This window comes from Pseudoduganella albidiflava (assembly GCF_004322755.1).
In the GTDB taxonomy this organism is placed as follows: Bacteria; Pseudomonadota; Gammaproteobacteria; order Burkholderiales; family Burkholderiaceae_D; genus Rugamonas; species Rugamonas albidiflava.
This window is the reverse complement of the sequence record NZ_CP036401.1, coordinates 3,959,770-3,980,645: the sequence shown is the minus strand read 5'-3', so window position 1 is coordinate 3,980,645 and position 20,876 is coordinate 3,959,770. Positions and strand designations below refer to the sequence as shown.

General features: G+C 67.7%; 16 protein-coding genes. 12 read left to right on the top strand and 4 right to left on the bottom strand.

All coding sequences use genetic code 11. From position 1 onward, the window contains the following. The first annotated feature begins 8 nt into the window (after positions 1 to 8). Both EYF70_RS16390 and galA read left to right on the top strand, forming a co-directional pair. The gene (locus EYF70_RS16390; RefSeq protein ID WP_131146367.1) at positions 9 to 1,277 is read left to right on the top strand and encodes a glycoside hydrolase family 27 protein; all 1,269 of its coding nucleotides are present in this window, start codon (positions 9 to 11) and stop codon (positions 1,275 to 1,277) included. Positions 1,278 to 1,375: 98 nt separating this feature from the next. Next, positions 1,376 to 4,255 (top strand): beta-galactosidase GalA, encoded by a 2,880-nt coding sequence (gene galA / locus EYF70_RS16385; protein WP_131146366.1) that lies wholly within the window; start codon positions 1,376 to 1,378, stop codon positions 4,253 to 4,255. A gap of 38 nt (positions 4,256 to 4,293) precedes the next feature. Here galA and EYF70_RS16380 read toward each other — a convergent pair whose 3' ends face one another. From EYF70_RS16380 to EYF70_RS16370, 3 genes are read right to left on the bottom strand one after another with little or no spacing between them, the layout of a single operon-like run. Next, positions 4,294 to 5,760 carry a hypothetical protein gene (locus tag EYF70_RS16380; protein ID WP_131146365.1) on the bottom strand — a complete coding sequence of 489 codons (1,467 nt, stop codon included), beginning with the start codon at positions 5,758 to 5,760 and terminating at the stop codon, positions 4,294 to 4,296. Then, the gene (locus EYF70_RS16375; protein WP_131146364.1) at positions 5,757 to 6,182 is read right to left on the bottom strand and encodes an ExbD/TolR family protein; all 426 of its coding nucleotides are present in this window, start codon (positions 6,180 to 6,182) and stop codon (positions 5,757 to 5,759) included. Before EYF70_RS16375 ends, EYF70_RS16380 begins: the two co-directional genes overlap by 4 nt. Then, complete coding sequence (locus EYF70_RS16370; RefSeq protein WP_165497695.1) at positions 6,172 to 6,813, bottom strand: MotA/TolQ/ExbB proton channel family protein; 642 nt, start codon at positions 6,811 to 6,813, stop codon at positions 6,172 to 6,174. Before EYF70_RS16370 ends, EYF70_RS16375 begins: the two co-directional genes overlap by 11 nt. Positions 6,814 to 7,282: 469 nt before the next feature. Between EYF70_RS16370 and EYF70_RS16365 the strand changes: the two genes are divergently transcribed. Then, complete coding sequence (locus tag EYF70_RS16365; RefSeq protein ID WP_131149145.1) at positions 7,283 to 8,074, top strand: SDR family oxidoreductase; 792 nt, start codon at positions 7,283 to 7,285, stop codon at positions 8,072 to 8,074. 241 nt (positions 8,075 to 8,315) lie between these two features. On the opposite strand, the gene EYF70_RS16360 is transcribed toward EYF70_RS16365, so the two are convergent. Further along, the gene (locus EYF70_RS16360; protein ID WP_131146362.1) at positions 8,316 to 8,654 is read right to left on the bottom strand and encodes a hypothetical protein; all 339 of its coding nucleotides are present in this window, start codon (positions 8,652 to 8,654) and stop codon (positions 8,316 to 8,318) included. A 517-nt stretch (positions 8,655 to 9,171) separates the two neighbouring features. Here EYF70_RS16360 and EYF70_RS16355 point away from each other — a divergent pair. The 9 genes from EYF70_RS16355 (at position 9,172) to EYF70_RS16315 (ending at position 20,798) form a co-directional block, all read left to right on the top strand. Further along, a complete protein-coding gene (locus EYF70_RS16355) occupies positions 9,172 to 10,884 on the top strand; it encodes a lactate permease LctP family transporter (protein ID WP_131146361.1) in 1,713 nt (570 codons plus the stop codon). A gap of 84 nt (positions 10,885 to 10,968) precedes the next feature. Then, a complete protein-coding gene (locus tag EYF70_RS16350) occupies positions 10,969 to 11,856 on the top strand; it encodes a LysR substrate-binding domain-containing protein (RefSeq protein ID WP_131146360.1) in 888 nt (295 codons plus the stop codon). Between the two features lie 97 nt (positions 11,857 to 11,953). Next, complete coding sequence (locus tag EYF70_RS16345; protein ID WP_131146359.1) at positions 11,954 to 13,573, top strand: FAD-linked oxidase C-terminal domain-containing protein; 1,620 nt, start codon at positions 11,954 to 11,956, stop codon at positions 13,571 to 13,573. Continuing rightward, positions 13,566 to 14,633, top strand: coding sequence for a glycolate oxidase subunit GlcE (gene glcE / locus EYF70_RS16340; protein WP_131146358.1), 1,068 nt, complete (start codon positions 13,566 to 13,568; stop codon positions 14,631 to 14,633). The genes EYF70_RS16345 and glcE overlap by 8 nt, the downstream gene beginning before the upstream one ends. Positions 14,634 to 14,635: 2 nt before the next feature. After that, a complete protein-coding gene (gene glcF / locus EYF70_RS16335; RefSeq protein ID WP_131146357.1) occupies positions 14,636 to 15,922 on the top strand; it encodes a glycolate oxidase subunit GlcF in 1,287 nt (428 codons plus the stop codon). A 28-nt stretch (positions 15,923 to 15,950) separates the two neighbouring features. After that, the gene (locus EYF70_RS16330; RefSeq protein ID WP_131146356.1) at positions 15,951 to 16,739 is read left to right on the top strand and encodes a (Fe-S)-binding protein; all 789 of its coding nucleotides are present in this window, start codon (positions 15,951 to 15,953) and stop codon (positions 16,737 to 16,739) included. Between the two features lie 77 nt (positions 16,740 to 16,816). Beyond that, a complete protein-coding gene (locus tag EYF70_RS16325) occupies positions 16,817 to 17,497 on the top strand; it encodes a LutC/YkgG family protein (RefSeq protein ID WP_229420920.1) in 681 nt (226 codons plus the stop codon). After that, complete coding sequence (locus tag EYF70_RS16320) at positions 17,494 to 18,939, top strand: LutB/LldF family L-lactate oxidation iron-sulfur protein (RefSeq protein ID WP_131146355.1); 1,446 nt, start codon at positions 17,494 to 17,496, stop codon at positions 18,937 to 18,939. Before EYF70_RS16325 ends, EYF70_RS16320 begins: the two co-directional genes overlap by 4 nt. A gap of 305 nt (positions 18,940 to 19,244) precedes the next feature. Next, positions 19,245 to 20,798, top strand: a complete 1,554-nt coding sequence (locus EYF70_RS16315) for a tyrosinase family protein (protein WP_131146354.1) — start codon at positions 19,245 to 19,247, stop codon at positions 20,796 to 20,798. The last annotated feature ends 78 nt before the right edge of the window (positions 20,799 to 20,876 follow it).

The window sequence follows — 20,876 nt, the reverse complement described above, 5'->3', positions numbered from 1 at the left end:
GAAGAGCCATGATGAAAGCACTACTGCCACAGCTGATGCTCGGCGCACTGTTCGCCGCCACGTCCTCCCTTGCACCGGAAGCCCATGCCCAGGCCAGCGTCAAGCCCGCAGCGGCCGCGCCGGCCAAGTTCACCGAACTGGCCAAGACCCCGCAGATGGGCTGGAACACCTGGAATACCTTCGCCTGCGACATCGACGAACAGCTGATCCGCGAATCGGCCGACGCGCTGGTCTCGTCCGGCATGCGCGAGGCCGGCTATGTATACGTCAACATCGACGACTGCTGGCACGGCAAGCGCGACGAGAATGGCTTCATCCAGCCCGATCCGCAGCGCTTCCCGTCCGGCATGAAGGCGCTGGCCGACTATGTGCACGCCCGCGGGCTCAAGCTGGGCATCTACTCGGATGCCGGCGCGCACACCTGCGCCGGCAAGCCGGGCAGCCGCGGCCACGAATACCAGGATGCGCTGACCTACGCGCGCTGGGGCATCGACTACCTCAAGTACGACTGGTGCGACACCGAGGGATTGAACTCGAAGGGCGCCTACACCACCATGCGCGACGCCCTGCGCGCCGCGGGCCGGCCAGTCCTGTTCGCCATCTGCGAGTGGGGCGACACCAAGCCGTGGGACTGGGCGGCGGACGTGGGGCACTCGTGGCGCACGACGGGCGATATCTATCCGTGCTGGGACTGCGACTTCAACCGCGGCACCTGGTCGTCGTGGGGCGTGCTGCCGATCCTCGACAAGCAGGCCGGCCTGCGCAAGTTCTCCGGGCCGGGGCGCTGGAACGACATGGACATGATGGAAGTCGGCAAGGGCATGACGGAGGACGAGGACAAGGCGCACTTCTCGATCTGGGCCATGATGAATTCGCCGCTGATCGCCGGGAACGACATCCGCAAGATGTCGGCGGCCACCCGCAAGATCCTCACCAACCGCCGCGTCATCGCCCTCAACCAGGACGAGCGGGGCATCCAGGCGTGGCGCTTCATGAACGACGGCCAGCTGGACATGTATGCCAAGCCGCTGGCCAACGGCGAGTGGGCGCTGATGTTCCTGAACCGCGCCGACAAGGCGCGCAGCTACCGGTTCGACTGGAACGAGCATGAACTGAAGGACGAATTCACCCACAACCAGGTCCACTTCGGCAAGGTGCGGCACAGCTTCACCGAACTGTGGAGCGGCGACACCGGCGATACCGGCAAGCCGTATGCCATGAATGTGCCGGCGCACGGCGTGGTGGTGCTGCACCTGCGGCCGCAAAGCCCCCGTTAAGACCTGGCTCGTACCGTGTCTCCTCTTCGGCGCCCCTCGGGGCGCTATTTTTGAGAAGGCCCGGCCTACTCACCGATCCACTCATCCACGGAGACCGCATGTGGCATTCGTTCAAACGCGCCTTGCTGGCGCTGTCGCTGCTTGCCTGGCTGCTGCCGGCCGGCGCCCAGGCGCCGCGCGAGCGCATCAATCTCGACCGGGACTGGCGCTTCGCCCACGGCCACGCCCATGACGCCCGCCAGGACTTCGGCCATGGCCTGCGGGCGTTCTTCTTCGCCAAGGCGGGCTATGGCGACGGCCCGGCGGCACCCGGCTTCAAGGATGCCGGCTGGCGCAGGGTCGACCTGCCGCACGACTGGGCGGTGGAACTGCCGTTCGATGCGCGCGGCGATACCAACCACGGCTCGAAGGCGATCGGCCGCGCCTTCCCGGAAAACAGCGTGGGCTGGTACCGCAAGACCATCGAGATCCCGGCCAGCGACCGGGGGCGGCGCATCGCGCTGGAGTTCGACGGGGCCTACCGCGACAGCGTGGTATGGGTCAACGGCCACTATCTCGGCAGGGAACCCAGCGGCTACTCGGGCTTCCGCCACGACATCACCGATTACCTCGACTACGGCGGCACCAACACGATCGTGGTGCGGGTCGACGCCACGATGGAGGAGGGCTGGTTCTACGAAGGCGCCGGCATCTACCGGCACGTGTGGCTGACCAAGACCGCGCCGCTGCACGTGCCGCAATGGGGCACGTTCGTGAAGACCACCGTGGCTGGCGGGCGCGCCGCGATCGAGGTGGACCTGAGTGTACGCAACGATGCCCGGCAGGCCGCACGGTTCACGGTCGAACACCGCATCCTCGACCCGGACGGGCGCACGCTGGCGCACACCCGTGCCGCCGGCCTGGCCGCGGGCGGCGCCGCCACGGCCGATTCCCGCCAGCGCCTGATATTGGCCAAGCCGCGCCTGTGGTCACTCGACGATCCGCACCTGTACCTCCTGCGCACCACGCTGTCGCAAAATGGGCGGGTAGTCGACACCTACGACACCCGCTTCGGCGTCCGCACCGTGGCGTTCGACCCTGACCGGGGCTTCATCCTGAACGGCAAGCGCATCAAGCTGCAGGGCACCAATAACCACCAGGACCATGCCGGCGTGGGCGTGGCGCTGCCGGATGGCTTGCAGGATTGGCGCCTGAAACAGCTCAAGTCGTTCGGCGTCAACGCCTACCGCACGGCGCACCATCCGCCCACCCCGGAGCTGCTGGACGCCGCCGACCGTCTCGGCATGCTGGTCATCGACGAGCACCGCATGATGGGGACCTCGCCGGAGATCGTCTCGCAGCTCGAGCGGCTGGTGCGGCGCGACCGCAACCATCCGAGCGTGATCCTGTGGTCGGTCGGGAACGAGGAATGGGCCCTGGAGGGCAAGCCGCTCGGCACCCACCTGGCGCGGGAAATGCACGCCATCGTCAAGCGGCTGGACCCGACCCGGCGCACCTCGGTGGCCACCAGTTCGTCCGGCCGGGGCACCTCGCTGGGCGCCGACGTGATCGGCTTCAACTACGGCGCCCAGCACGATGTCGACGCCTTCCACCGCGCCCATCCCGACAAGCCGGCCACCATGAGCGAAGAGGGCTCCACGCTGACCACGCGCGGCATCTATCTCGACGACCGCGCCAGGGTGCACCTGAATGCGTACGACCGGCAGGGGCGCCCGGGCAACAGCCTCAGCATCGAGGAAGGCTGGCGGCGCGTGCAGGAGCGCGACTGGATGTCCGGCATGTTCATCTGGACCGGCTTCGACTACCGCGGCGAAACCACCCCGTTCGGCTGGCCGGCCATCTCGTCGCAGTTCGGCATGACCGACACCACCGGCGTACTGAAGGACACCGCCTACTACCTGAAGGCGTGGTGGCGGCCGGAGCCGATGGTCCACATCCTGCCGCACTGGAACTGGCCGGGCCGGGAAGGGCAGCCCGTCGACGTGCGCGTGTACAGCAACGGCGACGAGGTCGAACTGCTGCAGGATGGACGCTCGCTGGGCCGCCAGCCGATGCCGCGCGATTCGCACCTGCGCTGGAGCGTGCCGTATGCGCCCGGCCGGCTGGAAGCCGTGGCGTACCGGCGCGGCGTGCGCATTGCCGATACCGTGGTGGCGACCACCGGCACGCCGGCGACCGTGCATCTTTCCGCGGACACGGAGCGGCTTGCGGCGGACGGCCGCGCCATCGCCGTCGTGTGGGTCAATGTCCGGGATCGCGAAGGACGGCTGGTGCCGGCCGCGTCAAACCGCGTGGACTTCGCCGTGAGCGGGCCGCTGCGCATCATCGGCGTCGGCAACGGCGATCCGGGTTCCCATGAGGCCGACCGGCCGGCCGAACGCCACGCATTCATCCCGCTGTCGGGCTGGCGCACGCTGGCGCTGGACGGGGCGGATGCGGCTTCGGCGCCGGCCGCGCCGGATGTCGTTTCCGCGCTGGCGCCCGATGCCGACCTCGCGCGGTGGCGCGATCCGGCGCAATGGCTGCCACCCGAGCGGCAGCCGGCACGTACGCCGTACCTGGTGCTGCGCGGGCAGTTCGACCGTCCCCGCCTGGCCGCCGGCCAGCGCGCCATGTTGTTCGTCGACCAGCTCGAACCGGGCCAGCAGGTGCATGTCAACGGCGTGCCGGTGAAGCCCGGGATCGTCGACGGCAGCCCGGCGGTCTTGCTGGACCCGGCACTGCTGCGCGACCGGAACAGCGTGGCCTACGTGCTGCCCACGCCGCCCGATGGCGTGGCGGGGATGTTCGACCGCTCGGCCGGCACCAGCCGCTGGGGCAGCGTGCGCGTGACCACGCCCGCCGCGCCGTGGCGGCGCAGCCTGTTCAATGGCTGGGCCCAGGTGATCGTGCAGTCGACCGGGGAACCGGGCACCGGGACGCTGACGGCGGCCGCTCCGGGCCTGCCGCCGGCAACGCTGCAGCTGGACGTGCGCTGACTCGGGCGGGGCCGGAATGCAGTGCGAGCCGCGTCATCTCACTCCGGCTTCGCCTGCCCCGGCAACGTCAGCACCATCGAGAAAAACATCTCGTTGGTATCGTTCCACAGCTTGAGGAAAATCCGGTTGCGGCCCTTTTTGAAACGCACCAGCATCCGCCGCTCGGTGCGATTGAATTTGGCATCGTATCCCTGCCGGTTTCGATACACGGAATCGAAGAACCAGCCCTTGTTGCTGTCGTCGCTCTTCCACATGATCCTGTCGTTCAGGTACACCGTGGCGTCGTCGTCCACGCCCAGCCAGACCATCAGCTCGCGTTCCTCGTCCATCAGCACTTCGGTGTAGCCGTAATAGACGGCGTCCTCGACCGGCTCCCGCGGGATCAGCGGATAGGCCATGCCAGGCACGTATTCCCATCGGAGCAGCTGCTGGTCCTTGCCGCGATACACCGCATCGAGCAGCACGGCCTGCTCCGGCGGGTAGACCGGCGTCCCGGCAGTACCGCGATCCCGGCGGCCCGGGAAAGGCCCGATCAGGTACCAGCTGTTGAGGTGGATGCGGTCGGCGTACTGGCCGCCGGCGCCCAGCATGCGGCCTTCGCCCTTGGTGACAGGGCCGGTACCCACCCTGGGAATCTGGCCGCTGCCGTATCTGATCAGGCGGCCGACCGTGCTGCGGTGACGCGGGGCGCGCGTGGCATCCACGCCCTGGCCCAGGAAATCATCGATCCTGTCGGCCGCATGGGTCCCGGCACCCGCCCGATCCGGGCCTGCATGCCCGGACTGGCGATCGTGTCCATTTGCGCCGCTTCGCTCATCGGCTCCGTCCAGTCCCGTTGCAGGGCCGGTGGCGGCGCGTGCTTCGGCATTGCCGGATCCACCTTCGGCGCCAACGGGCAACGGGGCGGTGGGCGCTTCGCCGTGCGGGCCGCTGGCGCTGACCGCCACGCCTTCCTGCTTGCGCCGCAGGTCGTCGGCGCGCCGGGCCAGCAGCTCGCGCGCATGTTCTTCGAGTCCAGCGATTTCATCGGCCGGGTTGCCGGCCTCCGGTGGCGCAGGCGTTGTCGATGGCATTTCCGTATCGACCTCGGCGCGCGCCGCTTCCTTGCTCATCCCGGTCAGGCGCGCCAGTTCCTCGGCCTTGATATCGCGATGGATATCGTCGATGGCTTTCGACAGCACCCGGGCCCGGGCGAGCTGCTCGCGCGGATCGTCCGATACGGGCGGGAGAGCGGTCAAGGCTGCATCGGGTCCAGGCTCGGACCTGGTGGACTGCGCCATGAGCTCCTTGATCTTCTGCAGGTCGTCGACCCGGCGCACGGTGCGCGCGCGGTAGGTGGCCTGTGCGCTGTCGGCGACCTGCGTATCCTGGCGGCGCTGCTCCACCTGATACGCGCCGAACCAGTACAGGGTCCCGCCCAAGGCCGCATGCAGGGCCAGCGATACGGCCACGTAAGTGCGGAACGGCGCCCTGCGAAGCGCGAGCGGGGTATCGCCGAAGTTCATTGGCGGGTACGCATGGAGATCCGGGTGAAACCCTCGAACTGGCACAGGTCGAGCACGTGCACGATGTCCTGGTAGCGCGCGTCCTCGTCGCCGTCGATACGGATCGGGCGCTGCGCGTTCTTCGCCGCTTCGGCCTTCAGCCGGTCGTGCAGCTCCTGTACCCCGACCTTGCTGCCGTCGAGGTAATACTTGCCGCGCTTGTCGACGCCGATCGCCAGCGGGCTCGGGGCCGCGGCCGCGCGCGTCAGGCTCATCTGCGCGGCGGGCAGCACCACCGGCAGCTCCTTCTGCGGTTTCTCCTCCTTCTCCGGGGTCTTGAAGCTGGAGGCGACCATGAAGAACATCAGCAGGAAAAAGATACAGTCGATCAGCGCGACCAGGCCAATTTCCGGCGCTTCGTCCTCGCCCAGGTCAATGCGCATTCAGCACCTGGAGATGTGGCTGGACGGGCACCGGCACGAACCATTCGTTGAGCAGGGCATTGACCTGCTTTTCCAGTGCGAGGCTGAAGAACATCATGCGGTTCTTGAAGAAGTGGTGCATGCCCAGGGCCGGCAGCGCCACCGCCAGGCCGGCGGCCGTATTGACCAGGGCTTTCGAGATGCCGCTGGCCAGCAAGGCCGGATTGCCCATGCCCTCGGAATACGCGATCACGTGAAACGCCTCGATCATGCCGACGACGGTGCCCAGCAAGCCGACGATGGGCGCGACGGTGGCGATGATCGCCAGCGCGTAGAACTTCTGCTGGTGGTGGCGCAGCTCCATCGACGCGATGTCGCCGGCGCCGCCGCTGACGAAGGCGTGCGGCTGGTCGCGGTAGCGCGACATGAAGGCGATAATGCGCGCCAGCGTGCTGTCTTCCTGCTCGAGCAGGTTCGCCAGCGCAGCGTGATTGCGCGCCGCCCACAGGGGCCGGGCCTGCGCCACCAGCCCCGCGGGCAGGATCGCCCTGGCGCGGAAATGCACCAGCCGCTCGGCGGTGACGGCCACGAACAGGATCGACAGGGCGAGCGTCACCAGGATCGCCGCGCCGCCTTCCCGCAGTTGTTCCACCAGGTTGATTTCAGCGGCGCGAGTGCCGGTCGCACAGCACAACAGCGCCAGAAGCAGGACTGACCGATTGAATGTAAGCATTGGATGGGAGATTTCCAGGGATAGCGGTATGCAGCGATTGGCTAGCCACAGGATAGCAGCTTGCCAAGCGGGAAAATCCTCGGATTGTCACAACTGGCCTCGCGTGACGACACCCGCCGCGCCGTGGCCTGCCATCGGCAACGCTGCAGTTGGAAGTGCGCTGACCACGCGGGCGGTGCACGCAGTTTCCAGCCCTCCAGCGTGCACCGCATCTTTGCCAGCTCCTTATAGTGATGCCCTTCTTTTGATGTCATCACAGGAGAAGATCATGTCACAACCATCGCAACAGCAATCGCAACAGCAATCGCAGCAAAAGGCACAGCAGGAGGGGAAACAGGAGGCGCAGCAAGAAGCGCAGCAACAGCGGCCCCCCGGCACCGAGGACCAGATGCGTCCGGCCGCCGACCATGGCGAGGCCACCTATCGCGGCATGGGCAAGCTGCTGGACAAGGCCACCGTGATCACCGGCGGCGACAGCGGCATCGGCCGCGCGGTGGCGATCGCCTTCGCCCGCGAAGGCGCGGACGTGCTGATCTCCTACCTGAACGAAGACGAGGACGCCCGCGAAACGGCCAGGTGGGTCGAGGAGGCGGGCCGCAAGGCCGTGCTGGTGCGCGGCGACCTGGCCGACCCGGCGCACTGCCGCGCCGTCATCGCCAGGGCGGTGGAGGCGTTCGGCCGCATCGACGTGCTGGTCAACAATGCCGCCTTCCAGATGACCCGCGATTCGCTGGACGAGATTCCGGACGAGGAGTGGGACTATACGTTCCAGACCAACATCACCGCCATGTTCCACCTGTGCAAAGCCGCCGTGCCGCACATGCGGCCCGGGTCGTCGATCATCAACACCGCCTCGGTCAATTCGGATACGCCCAAGCCCAAGCTGCTCGCCTATTCCGCCACCAAGGGCGCCATCGTGAACTTCAGCGGCGGGCTGGCGCAACTGCTGGCGGAGAAGGGCATCCGCGTGAATTCCGTCGCCCCCGGCCCGATCTGGACCCCGCTGATCCCGTCCACCATGCCACCGGAACAGGTGGAGAGCTTCGGCCAGCAAGTGCCGCTGAAGCGCCCCGGCCAGCCTGCCGAGCTGGCGCCGACTTATGTGCTGCTGGCATCGAATGACGGCAGCTACATTTCCGGCGCGCGGATTGCCGTTACCGGCGGCGTGCCGGTGATCTGATCCAGCATGCCGAACGCTGGGGGATGCGTGATGCTGCCGGACCGCGCCATGGAACAAAGGTGCGTGGCGGTTTACTACGCGGTTCCTGGCTGCCGACGGGCGTTTCAGGACGGCGCCCGTCCATGCCTGCATGGTGTTTCCGGATTAGCCGTTGTTTCTTTGCACCAAGAGCGGGACTGGCCGCGGACCATTCAAAAGACTTTAGTCCCAGGTGCGCCGGCGTCGATGAAGAACTCCACCCTCACCGTGACTCAAGCGGTGCGGCGCATACCTCGACCGACCACGAGAAGTCGTATATATCTTGCTCGACTATCGCCACATAGCCGTTCTCTGCGCAAAAACGCGCATACCCTTGAGCTTCCATCTCGGAAAGACAGAACTCTATATGCCCGATCGTGGGCGCCTGTTGGCTCGGCCGAGACAGCAATACTGTACCGGCAACGGTCACGGATGGCGACTTTTCACTGCGTCCCCGAAAAATGGTACGGAAACCCTTTAGCAGTCCTGCCAGAAAAAGCATAGCCCGGCGCTGCAGTACGGCAGTCGTTGCAGGGGGAAGTTCAACCGGATTGCTTTGCATAAGTTTCTCCTGAGCAGGATGCATGTAGGAATAGTACTACAAGAAAATTGCATTATGCAAATAATAATTTTGAAGTGGAACAAAATATTTCCAAAATGGGCTGCTGTGTTGTTTATTATGTGTCGACGAAAAGCAAAGCTTGACACAATTTCTCAGTGGAAATATCAAGCGAAGCCAGTAACGGCAAGACAATTAATATGCCGGCATAATCCCGCGCGGATGATTTCTATTCATGCAGTTACTCATCCGTTTTTCGTGAAATGAATACCCTTTAAAGTGTGTCGGGGTGACGCGCTGCCTGGCCTGGCAAGAAGGTCCGATCCCGTGGCGTTTAACCGCGATATAGCGTGGCGAGCCCCGCCCCTTACAATCAGCTGACAGGCGGTGCCCGGGGCGGTGAAAGATTTTCACTTCAGGCGTCAATTCATTTCAACGCCCGGCGGCGGTTTTCACGCCGGGGCCGGCCGTACACTTTCCTCCGACATAACATAAAACCAATCGTCTGGAGGAGCACACCATGCAGGTCTGGAACCAAGTCTATGCACCGCTCGGCAGCCTGGGGCTGTCCGCCCTGGCGGCCGCCGTTCCCATCATCTTCTTCTTCCTGGCCCTGGCGGTCATGCGGATGAAGGGCCACGTAGCGGGCGCCGTCACGCTGGGCCTCGCGCTGCTCGTGGCGGTGTTCGCCTACGGCATGCCGGTGCCGCAGGCGCTGGCGTCGGCCGGCTACGGTTTCGCCTACGGCCTGTGGCCGATCGCGTGGATCATCATCACCGCCGTATTCCTGTACAAGGTGGTCGAGCGCACCGGACAACTGGCGGTCATCCGCGCATCGATCCTGTCGATCACCGACGACCAGCGCCTGCAGATGCTGCTGATCGGCTTTTCGTTCGGCGCGTTCCTGGAAGGGGCTGCCGGTTTCGGCGCGCCGGTGGCGATCACCGCGGCGCTGCTGGTGGGGCTGGGCTTCAACCCGCTGTACGCGGCCGGCATGTGCCTGATCGCCAACACGGCGCCGGTGGCCTTCGGCGCGATGGGCATCCCCATCATCGTGGCGGGGCAGGTGACGGGCATCGACCCGATGCACATCGGCGCCATGGCGGGCCGCCAGCTGCCGCTGCTGTCGCTGTTCGTGCCGTTCTGGCTGGTCTTCATGATGGACGGGCTGCGCGGCGTGAAGGAAGTGTGGCCGGGCGCACTGGTGGCAGGCGGCAGCTTCGCCGTCACGCAATACCTCACCTCCAACTTCATCGGCCCGGAACTGCCGGACATTACGTCGGCACTGGTCAGCCTCGTGTCGCTGACCCTGCTGTTGAAGGTCTGGCAACCGGCCACCGCCAAGAATGCCGCCCGCGGCGTGGTGGCGGCGGGTGGCGCGGCCGCGCTGTCCGGCATCGGTGGTTTCGGCGGCAACGCAGGCGGCGCGCCGCTGGCCGGCCGTACCCGCTCGCCGTACACGCTGGCGCAGACGGTGCGCGCCTGGGCGCCGTTCGGCATCCTGACCGCCATCGTCACGGTGTGGAGCCTGCCGTTCTTCAAGGCGCTGTTCGCCAAGGGTCCGCTGGCCTGGACGGTGATCAAGGTGCACGTGCCGTACCTCGACGGGATGGTCATCAAGACCGCGCCGATCGTCACCGTGCCCAAGGCCTATGAAGCCGTGTACAAGCTCGATATCCTGTCCGCGGTGGGCACGCCGATCCTGATCACCGGCATCATCTCGATGATCCTGCTGGGCATGAAGCCGGCCGACGGCCTGCGCGCCTTCCGGGATACGCTGGTGGAACTGCGCCGGCCCGTGCTGTCGATCGGGCTGGTGCTGGCCTTCGCCTTCGTCGCCAATTATTCCGGCATGTCGTCCACGCTGGCCCTGGTACTGGCCGGCACCGGCGTGGCGTTCCCGTTCTTCTCGCCGTTCCTCGGCTGGCTGGGCGTGTTCCTCACCGGGTCGGACACGTCGTCGAACGCGCTGTTCTGCTCCCTGCAGAGCACCACCGCGCACCAGATCGGCGTGTCCGACACGCTGATGGTGGCCGCCAACACCACCGGCGGCGTGACGGGCAAGATGATCTCGCCGCAGTCTATCGCCGTGGCCTGCGCAGCCACCGGCCTGGTGGGCCGCGAATCGGAACTGTTCCGTTTCACGCTCAAGCACAGCCTGTTCTTCGCCGTCATCGTCGGCATCATGACGGTGCTGCAGGCCTACGTGTTCACGGGGATGATTCCCCATTAGAATGGCTGGTCGGACGCCCAACGCCCGTGCCGGCAAGGACGGGCGTTGCGGCGTTCCTGAAGAACGCACCTATCCCGGACCGCCATGCAAAAACGTTTCCCTCCTGTCCACGCGCTGGTCGCCTTCGAAGCCGCGGCGCGCTCCAGCTCATTTGCGGTGGCCGCCAACCAGCTGTGCATCACCCCTTCCGCGCTGTCGCACCGCATCCGCCTGCTCGAAGAGTTCGTCGGCGACCGCCTGTTCATCCGCGACGGCCGGGCGCCTGCGCTGACACCGTTCGGCCGCAGCTACCTGGAGGTGGTCTGCACCGCGCTGCAGACGCTGACCGATTTCCCCATGCCGGGCCGTGCCTCGCCGGTGCAGCCGCGCATCAAGATCACCGTCCCGCCCACTTTTGCCCGCTACCTGCTGCTGCCGCGCCTGGCCAGCTTCACCAGCGCGCATCCGGAGATCGCGGTCGACGTGTTCCTGTCCGTGCCGCTGTACGACCTGGCCCTGTCGGAATCGGACCTGGAAGTGCGCTTCGGCGCCGGCAAGTATCCCGACCTGGAAACCCTCAAGCTGCTGGAAGAGCCGGCTTTCCCGGTGGCCAGCCCGGCCTACCTGGAGCGGATCGGCGGCATCGCCAGCCCGGCCGAGCTGGCGAAGGCCACTCTGCTGCGCTCCGCGCTGGAACCGTGGAAGTGCTGGTTCGAGGTGGCCGGGCTGGACTGGCCGGAACCCGCCACCGGCGTGCGCATCGACGATCTCGGCCTGCTGCTGGAAGCGGTGCGGCTGGGGCAGGGTGTCGGCCTCACGCGGCAGCACTTCTCCCAGGAGATGATCGCCAGGGGCGAAGTGGTCGAGCTGTTCGACATCCGGCTGGCCTCGCCGCCGCATGCGTATTACGTGGTGTACGAACAGGGCACCAAGCTGCGGCCCGAGGTGCAGCTGTTCGTCGACTGGCTGCTGGCGTCCTACGCCGGCGCTTGAATAATATCGGATGCAGCGGTGAATACTTTTCACCGCGTGCACCGGCGCTCTGCCGCTACACTGGTTCCAGTGAATAAAAGCCAGCAGGAGACGCCACATGAACGCCCCTCATCACGCCAGTGAAATCAACGCCGTGAGCGCGAATGACACCATCGGCACCATCGGCAGCATCGGCAACATCGGCACCATCGGAACCTTCGACGCCAACGGCCAGCTCGCCGCGGAGCGCCAGCGCGGCAGGGTTGCCGCGCTGCGCGCCGCCTTGCACGCCGTACTCCCCCCGCACTGCCTGCTGTTCGACGAGGAAGATACCCGGCCATACGAGTGCGACGGCCTGACCGCCTACCGCCAGTTGCCGCTGGCGGTGGCCCTGCCGGAAAACGAGGCGCAGGTGATCGCCGTGCTGCGCGCCTGCCGCGCATTGGGCGTGCCGATCGTGCCGCGCGGCGCGGGCACCGGCCTGTCCGGCGGCGCGATGCCGGTCGCCGAGGGCATTGTGCTGTCCACCGCAAAGATGAGCCACATCGTCGCCATCGATGCGCAGGCTCGTACGGCCACCGTGCAGCCCGGCGTGCGCAACCTGGCGATTTCCGAAGCGGCCGCCGCCCACGCGCTGTACTACGCGCCCGATCCGTCGTCGCAGATCGCCTGCACCATCGGCGGCAATATCGCCGAGAATTCCGGCGGCGTGCATTGCCTGAAGTACGGCCTCACCCTGCACAACGTGCTGCGCGTGCGCATGGTGACCGCCGATGGCGAGATCGTCGAGCTGGGCGGCTGCGCGCCCGACGCGCCCGGGCTCGACCTGCTGGCCGTGTTCATCGGTTCCGAGGGCATGCTGGGCGTGGTGACGGAAGCCACCGTGAAGCTGGTGCCGAAGCCGCCGCTGGCGCGCGTCATCATGGCCTCGTTCGACAGCGTGGTGCAGGGCGCCGACGCGGTGGCCGAGGTGATCTCGGCCGGCATCATCCCGGCCGGGCTGGAAATGATGGACCGCACCAGCGCGCGCATGGTCGAGCCGTTCGTGCGCGCCGGCTACGACACCGACGCGGCCGCGATCCTGCTGTGCGAATCGGATGGCCTGCCGGAAGAGGTGGAAGAAGAGATCGGCCGCATGAGCGCCGTGCTGGCGCATTCCGGCGCCACCGCCATCGCCGTCTCGCGCGACGAAGCCGAGCGGCTGCGCTTCTGGTCGGGCCGCAAGAACGCGTTTCCCGCCGCCGGCCGCATCTCGCCCGACTACTATTGCATGGATGGCACCATCCCGCGCCGCAAGCTGGCCGAAGTGCTGACGGGGATTGATGCGCTGGCCGCCGAGTACGGGCTGCGCTGCGCCAACGTGTTCCACGCCGGCGACGGCAACCTGCATCCGCTGATCCTGTTCGACGCCAACGCGCCCGGCGAATTCGCCCGCGCTGAAGCCTTCGGCGCAGCGATCCTGGTGCTGTGCGTGGCGGCCGGCGGCACCATCACCGGCGAACATGGGGTAGGCATCGAGAAGCTCGATTCGATGTGCGAGCAATTCACCGTGGCGGAGATCGCCGCGTTCATCGCTGTCAAGGGCGCCTTCGATCCGGCGCGTCAACTCAATCCGGACAAGGCGATCCCCACGCTGGACCGCTGCGCGCAATACGGCCGGCGCAAGGTGGAAGCGGGCCTGTTCCGGTTCGCGCAAGCGCCGCTGGTCCGCCACGCCAAAGGAGAACAGGATGAATGACATGCTCGAGACCTTCCGCGCACGGGTGCTGGACGCCACGCGGGACAGGCTGCCGCTGCGTATCCGCGGCGGCGGCAGCAAGGACTGGTATGGCAGGCCGCCGGAAGGGGCGCTGCTGGAAACGGCGCTGCACCGCGGCATCACCAGCTACGAGCCCACTGAACTGGTCATCACGGCGCGCTGCGGCACCCCGCTGCGCGAGATCGAGGCGGCGCTGGCGGCGCAGGGGCAGATGCTGGCGTTCGAGCCGCCGCACTTCGGCGATGCCGCCACCATCGGCGGGGTCGTGGCGAGCGGGCTGGCCGGGCCGCGCCGCCAGGCCGCCGGCGCGGTGCGCGACTTCGTGCTGGGCGCCACCTTGCTGAACGGGCAGGGCGACGTGCTGCGCTTCGGCGGCCAGGTCATGAAGAACGTGGCGGGCTATGACGTGTCGCGCCTGCTGGCCGGGTCGCTCGGCATGCTGGGCCTGATCCTGGATGTCTCGCTGAAGGTGCTGCCCCGGCCGGCCATGGAAGCAAGCTTGCGCCTCGCGTGCGACGAGGAAGCCGCGCTGCGCCATGTGAATGCCTGGGCCGGCCAGCCCTTGCCCGTGTCGGCGACCGCCTGGCACGCCGGCGAACTGACAGTGCGACTATCCGGCGCGGCCGCCGCGGTCGATGCCGCCGCACGCCGCATCGGTGGCGACGCATTGCCCGCAGCGGCCGCGGAGTCGTTCTGGCACGACGTGCGCGAGCAGCGCCACGGCTTCTTCACCGGCGAACCCGCCACGCCGCTGTGGCGGTTGTCGGTGCCCACCGTGGCGCCCCCGCTGGCGTCCGGCACGGAACAACTGATCGAATGGGGCGGCGGCCAGCGCTGGCTGCGCACGAACGATGCGCCGGATAGCGTCCGCGCGCTGGCGGCGCGGCTCGGCGGCCACGCCACGCTGTACCGCGGCGCGGCCCGGCACGACGTGTTCCATCCGCTGGCGCCCGCCGTCCACGCCATCCACCGCAACCTGAAGAACGCTTTCGACCCGGCCGGCATCTTCAACCCGGGCCGCATGTACGGAGACCTGTGACCATGCAAACCAATCTCGCTCCCCAATACCAGGGCACGCCGGAAGGCCAGGAAGCCGAAGCCATCCTGCGCAGCTGCGTCCATTGCGGCTTCTGCACGGCCACCTGTCCCACCTACCAGTTGCTGGGCGATGAACTCGACGGCCCGCGCGGGCGCATCTACCTGATCAAGCAGGTACTGGAAGGCACGCCCGCCGGGCCGGGCACGCAGCTGCACCTGGACCGCTGCCTCACGTGCCGCAACTGCGAAACCACCTGTCCCTCCGGCGTGGAGTACGGCCGGCTGCTCGATATCGGGCGCGGCATCGTCGAGCAGCAGGTGCCGCGGCCAGCCATGCAGCGCGCCGCCCGCACGCTGCTGCGCGAAGTGCTGCCGCGCGGGTGGATCTTCAAGCCGGCGATGAAGGCCGGGCAGTGGCTGCGGCCGGCGTTGCCCGCCGCGCTGCGTGCCAAGGTGGCGCGGCCGGTATCGCCGGGCCAGTGGCCGAAGTCGCGGCATGCCCGCACGATGCTGCTGCTCGACGGCTGCGTGCAGCCGGCCATGGCGCCGAACATCAATGCCGCCACCGCACGGGTGCTCGATGCCCTCGGCATCGAACTCGCCATCGCGCCGAGAGCCGGCTGCTGCGGCGCGATCCGCTACCACCTGAACGACCAGGCCGGCGGCCTGGACGACATGCGCCGCAATATCGACGCGTGGTGGCCGCTGGTGGAGGCCGGCGCCCAGGCGATCGTGATGACATCGTCCGGCTGCGGCGTCACCGTCAAGGAATACGGTCATTTGCTGCGCCACGATGCCGCGTATGCGGCCAAGGCGGCCCGCATCTCGGCGCTGACCAGGGATGTCAGCGAAGTCCTGTGCGACCTGCAGGCCGAGCTGGTCGACAAGGTCGGCGAGCGCAACGCTGACGGGCCGGGGCAAAAGGTCGCGTTCCATCCGCCCTGCACCCTGCAGCACGGCCAGCAGATCCGCGGCAAGGTGGAAGGCTTGCTGCGCGCCGTGGGTGTCGACGTGCGGCTGTGCGCCGACAGCCACCTGTGCTGCGGCTCGTCCGGCACCTACTCGCTGCTGCAGCCGGAACTGTCCACCCAGCTGCGTGACCGCAAGCTGGCGGCGCTGCACGCCACGGGGGCCGGCGAGATCGTCTCCGCCAACATCGGCTGCCAGAGCCACCTGCAGGGCGGTACCGCCACGCCGGTCGGGCACTGGATCGAGTTGCTGGACCGCTTGCTGCGGCAGCCGCGGCAGGCGCGGCAGGAGCGGAAGCCGGCGGCGCAAGCCGCGGCCTGACATCGCCACGCGAATGACGGAGACCACCATGCAACCCCGCCCGTATCCCGCGACGCCGCCATCCCACGTCTACCTGTTCGGCACCTGCGTCATCGACCTGTTCATGCCTCAGGCCGGCCTCGATGCCGTGCGGCTGCTCGAACGCGAAGGCGTCACGGTGCATTTCCCCCGTGGCCAGAGCTGCTGCGGCCAGCCCGCCTGGAGCAGCGGCAACCCGCAACAGGCGCGCGACGTGGCGCTGGCGCAGATGGCGCTGTTCCCGCATGACTGGCCGATCGTGGTGCCGTCCGGCTCCTGCGCCGGCATGATGCGCCACCACTGGCCCGAACTGTTCGCCGGCGATGCGGACCTTGCCGCGCAGGCGCAGCAGCTGTCGGGACGCATTTATGAACTGAGTGAATTCCTGCTGAACGTGCTGCACGTGCGCTACCCGGCCGCGCGGCTGAACGACGAGGCGGTGGTGCTGCACACCTCGTGCGGCGCACGGCGCGAGATGGGAACGCGGGGGCATGGCGTGGCGCTGGTCGACGGCCTGCCGGGCGTGCGCCGGCTGGAACATGCGCGCGAATCCGAGTGCTGCGGCTTCGGGGGCACGTTCTGCCTGAAGCATCCCGATATTTCCGGCGCGATGGTGGCGGACAAGATCGCCGCGGCCTGCGCCACGGGCGCGCGGCGCGTGGTCTCCGCCGATTGTGGCTGCCTGCTCAACATCGGCCACGCGGCCACGGCGAGGAACGCACCGCTGGAGGTGGAGCACATGGCCAGCTTCCTGTGGCGGCGCGCCAATGGCATCGCGCCCGGCGGGGAGGGCGCATGATGAATCGACACGAATCCCGTCGAAGCCAACCCCATGCACGCGAACCCCATGCACTTGAACCGGATGCCCGCGAGCGCATGCTGGGCCGCCTGCGCGCCGCTGCGCCGGTGCCTTCCGAACACGATGCCTTCGCGCTGGATGAACGCATAGCCGCGCACTATGCGGCTGTTGAGTCGGACCCGGCGCCGGATCAGCTGCCCGATGCGCTGGTGGAGGCGATGGAAGCCGCCATGCGCGCTTCGCGTGCCGACGTGTGGCGTGCCACGGCCGATGAATGGCCGGCGCAGCTCGCCGGAAGGCTGGCGCGGCATCGCGTCAGCCGGCTGCTGCTGGACCCCGCCAGCGCCGAGGGCGCGGCGCTGGCCGCCGCGCTGCCGGCGGACATCGAAGCGCTGCCGTTCCGGGCGCCGCTGGAAGAGTGGAAGGACGAGCTGTTCGCCACGGTCGATGCCGGCTTCACGGTGGCCCGCTCCGGTATCGCCGCCACCGGCACGCTGGTCCTGGCGCCGGATGCGGGCACGCCGCGCACCGTGTCGCTGGTGCCGCCGCTCCATGTCGCGCTGGTATATGCCGATACGCTGCATGCCACGCTGTTCGACGCCGCCCGCGCCGAACGCTGGCGCGACGGCATGCCGGCCAACCTGGTGCTGGCCTCCGGACCGTCGAAAACCTCGGATATCCAGCAGACCCTGGCCTTCGGCGCGCACGGGCCGCGCTGGATGTGGGTGGTGATCGTCACGCCAGGGAGGCAGCCATGAGCACGCAGGCCATGCATTTCGTGGCGCCGCAAGATTTCCATGCGCGCTCCCGCACCGCGCTGGACGATCCCAAGCTGCGCGCCAGCTTCCGCGGCGCGATGGACTTTCTTCAAGCCAGACGCGGCGCCCAGTTCCCCGATGCGCTGGAACTGGAACGCCTGCGCGACCTGGGCGAGGCGATCCGCCGGCATGCGCTGGCCAACCTGCCGGAACTGCTGGTGCGGCTGGAAGAGAAACTGACCGCCGCCGGCGTGCACGTGCACTGGGCGGAAACGGGCGACGAAGCCAATGCGATCATCGCCTGCATCGCCGGGCGGCGCGGCGCGCGCAAGGTCATCAAGGGCAAGTCGATGGCCAGCGAGGAAATCGAACTGAATCATTACCTGGCCGAGCGGGGCGTCGAGTGCATCGAATCGGACATGGGCGAATACATCGTGCAGATGGCCGGCGAGAAGCCGTCGCATATCGTCATGCCGGCGATCCACAAGACGCGCGAGGATATCGGCGCCCTGTTCGAACGGCACATTCCCGGCACGCCGTACAGCACGGACGTCGACACGCTGATCCAGACCGGCCGGCGCGCCTTGCGCACCGCGTTCGCCGAGGCGGACATCGGCCTGTCCGGCGTGAACTTCGCCGCCGCCGATACCGGCACGCTGTGGCTGGTGGAGAACGAGGGCAACGGCCGGCTGTCGACCACGGTGCCGGACGTGCACATCGCCATCATGGGCATGGAAAAGGTGGTGGCGAAGCTGGAGCACATCGTGCCGCTGGCCAGCCTGCTGACGCGCTCCGCCACCGGCCAGCCGATCACCACCTATTTCAACCTGATTTCCGGCCCGCGCCGCGCCGGCGAACGCGATGGCCCCCGTGAAATGCACCTGGTCCTGCTGGACAATGGCCGCACGCAGGCCTACGCGGACGAGCAGCTGCGCGCCACGCTGCAGTGCATCCGCTGCGGCGCATGCATGAACCACTGCCCGGTGTACGGGCGCATCGGCGGCCATGCCTACGGCACCACGTATCCGGGGCCGATCGGCAAGATCATCTCGCCGCACCTGCTGGGGCTGGAGGCGACGGCCGACCTGGCCACCGCGTCCAGCCTGTGCGGCGCCTGCGGGGAAGTCTGCCCCGTGCGCATTCCCATCCCGGCCCTGCTGGTGCGCCTGCGCACCGAAGCGAACCGCGATCCGCGCGAGCGTGTGGCGCATCCGCTGAAGGGGCAGGGCGCGAAGTTCAGCCGTGGCGACAAGCTGGTGTGGCGCTTCTGGAGCGGCGCGTTCTCGCACCCGTCGGTCTATGGACTGTTCCGGAAGGCGGCAACCCGCCTGCGCGCGCTGACGCCCTCCGCGCAGCTGGGCTGGACGCAGCACCGCGCACCGCTGGAGCCGGCGCCGCGCAGCCTGGCCGACATGATGCGGGAACGGAACCAGCCTGAGTGACGCCTGCCGGCGCGGCCTGCAACAGCCGCGCTCGTTCCACCGAAAATCCGTCCTGTCAAAAACACTGGCGGCAAGTTTGATCGCGCCGTCATCGGCCGCCGATACCGCTCCTGCGCAGCTTGCATACGGCATCCCACTGACGATCATGGAGGGCACCGCTTGCCCGCGGCACCAGTCCGCCGTGGCCGTTTATCCACGTCACGGTCCATGAACATTGCGGTCCATGAACATTACGGTCCATGAACATTACGGCCGATGAACGTCATGGTCCATGAACGTCAACCACACCATTCGATGGGGGCGCCATGTCGAGTTTGTCACGCCGGGAATTCCTGGCCGCCGGCGGGGTAGCCGCCGGCCTCGTATTGTTGCAGCCGGGGAGCGTCGCGCAAGGCTGCGGCGCCACGCGGTACAGCCTGGTCACCGAGCAGGGCAGGAAGATGCTCCAGATCTATGCCGACAGCGTGCGCAGGATGGCCGTTCCGCTGCGGTACCCCGAGTCCAGCCCGCTGTCGTGGACGTTCCAGTGGTACACCCACATGGTGCGCGGCGACCGGACCAAGGCAGGCGAACTGGCCCGCATCTTTCCCCTCTTCGGCGGAGCGCTGGCAAACGAGATGTGGAACACCTGCCAGTCGCACCTCGGGCAGCCCGAGCAATACTTCCTGCCCTGGCACCGCATGGTCCTGAACCATTTCGAGCAGATCATCCGCGCGGTATCCGGGGAAGCCTGCTTCACCTTGCCCTACTGGGACTATACGGACCCGGCCCAGCAGGCGCTGCCCGTCGAGTTCCGTCAGAAAAAGCATGGCCGCTGGGGCGCGCTGTATCGCGACGAGCGCTACCCGGAAATCAATGCCGGCACGCCGCTGCCGCTGGGCCGGACCGGGCTGCGGCTCGATCTCGACTGCATGAAGTCGGCGACCTATAACCCCTTGAATGGCGACGCCGGCTTTTGCGCGAACATCGATGCGCTGGTGCATGGCGCCGTCCATCTCGATATCGGCACCCGGCTCGGCATGGCGACCGTGCCGTGGGCCGCCGACGATCCGCTGTTCTGGATCCATCACTGCAGTATCGACAGGATCTGGGCCAGCTGGAACCGCGCCGGCGGCAGGAATCCTGACGACGCGGCGTTCCTGGACAAGACGTTCGTGTTTGCCAACGGAAGCGGGGCGCGGGTCCAGCCCAGGATACGCGACGTGGTATCGCTGCCGGCGCTGGCGTATGACACGTATCTGTCCCGCCCGGCCGGCAGCCTGCCGTTCGCGCCGGCCAGGGGCGATGGCGCGGCACGGGAATGGGAACCGGCCGCACTGGAATCGAACGACAGCGGCGTGGACGGCGCCATTCGCCTCGGCAGCGAGCCCGCGACGATCCCGCTGGCCGCGGTTCCCGGCGGCGATTCCCTGGCCGGGGCACCGCCCTGGATGGGCCCCGGCGCGCAAGCGATCCTGTCCATCGAAGGGCGCACGGCGCGCACCTTCACCCCGACGGGTTTCGACGTCTACGTGCATGGCGGGCGCAATGGCGGCTTACGGCCCGGCAGCCCGGCGCACGTCGGGCAGGTGCACTTCTTCGGCCTGGAAGCCGGATATGGGCACGACGAGGGACATGGAGAGGGTCACGACGGGGGACATGAAGATCGGCACGAAGACCGGCATGGTGAGGAAACGGGGCACGCGCACCCGCCGTCCGGGCCGGAGGGCAGGGATGTCAGTTTCGTCCTGGGTGGTGCTGCCCGCAAGCACCTCGCGGCACTCGATCCGGGCAGCGTGGCGGTCACGTTCGTGCCGGTCGGCGTGCCGGACGGGATACCGGATGCCGCGCTGCGGCGCGTGGCGCTGGTGATCCGGTGAGCGATGCGGAGGGTGCCCGCGTGCCCGAATAGGTGGCTCGATTCCCGGCAACCTTGATCCAGCGTGCTTGGTGATCGT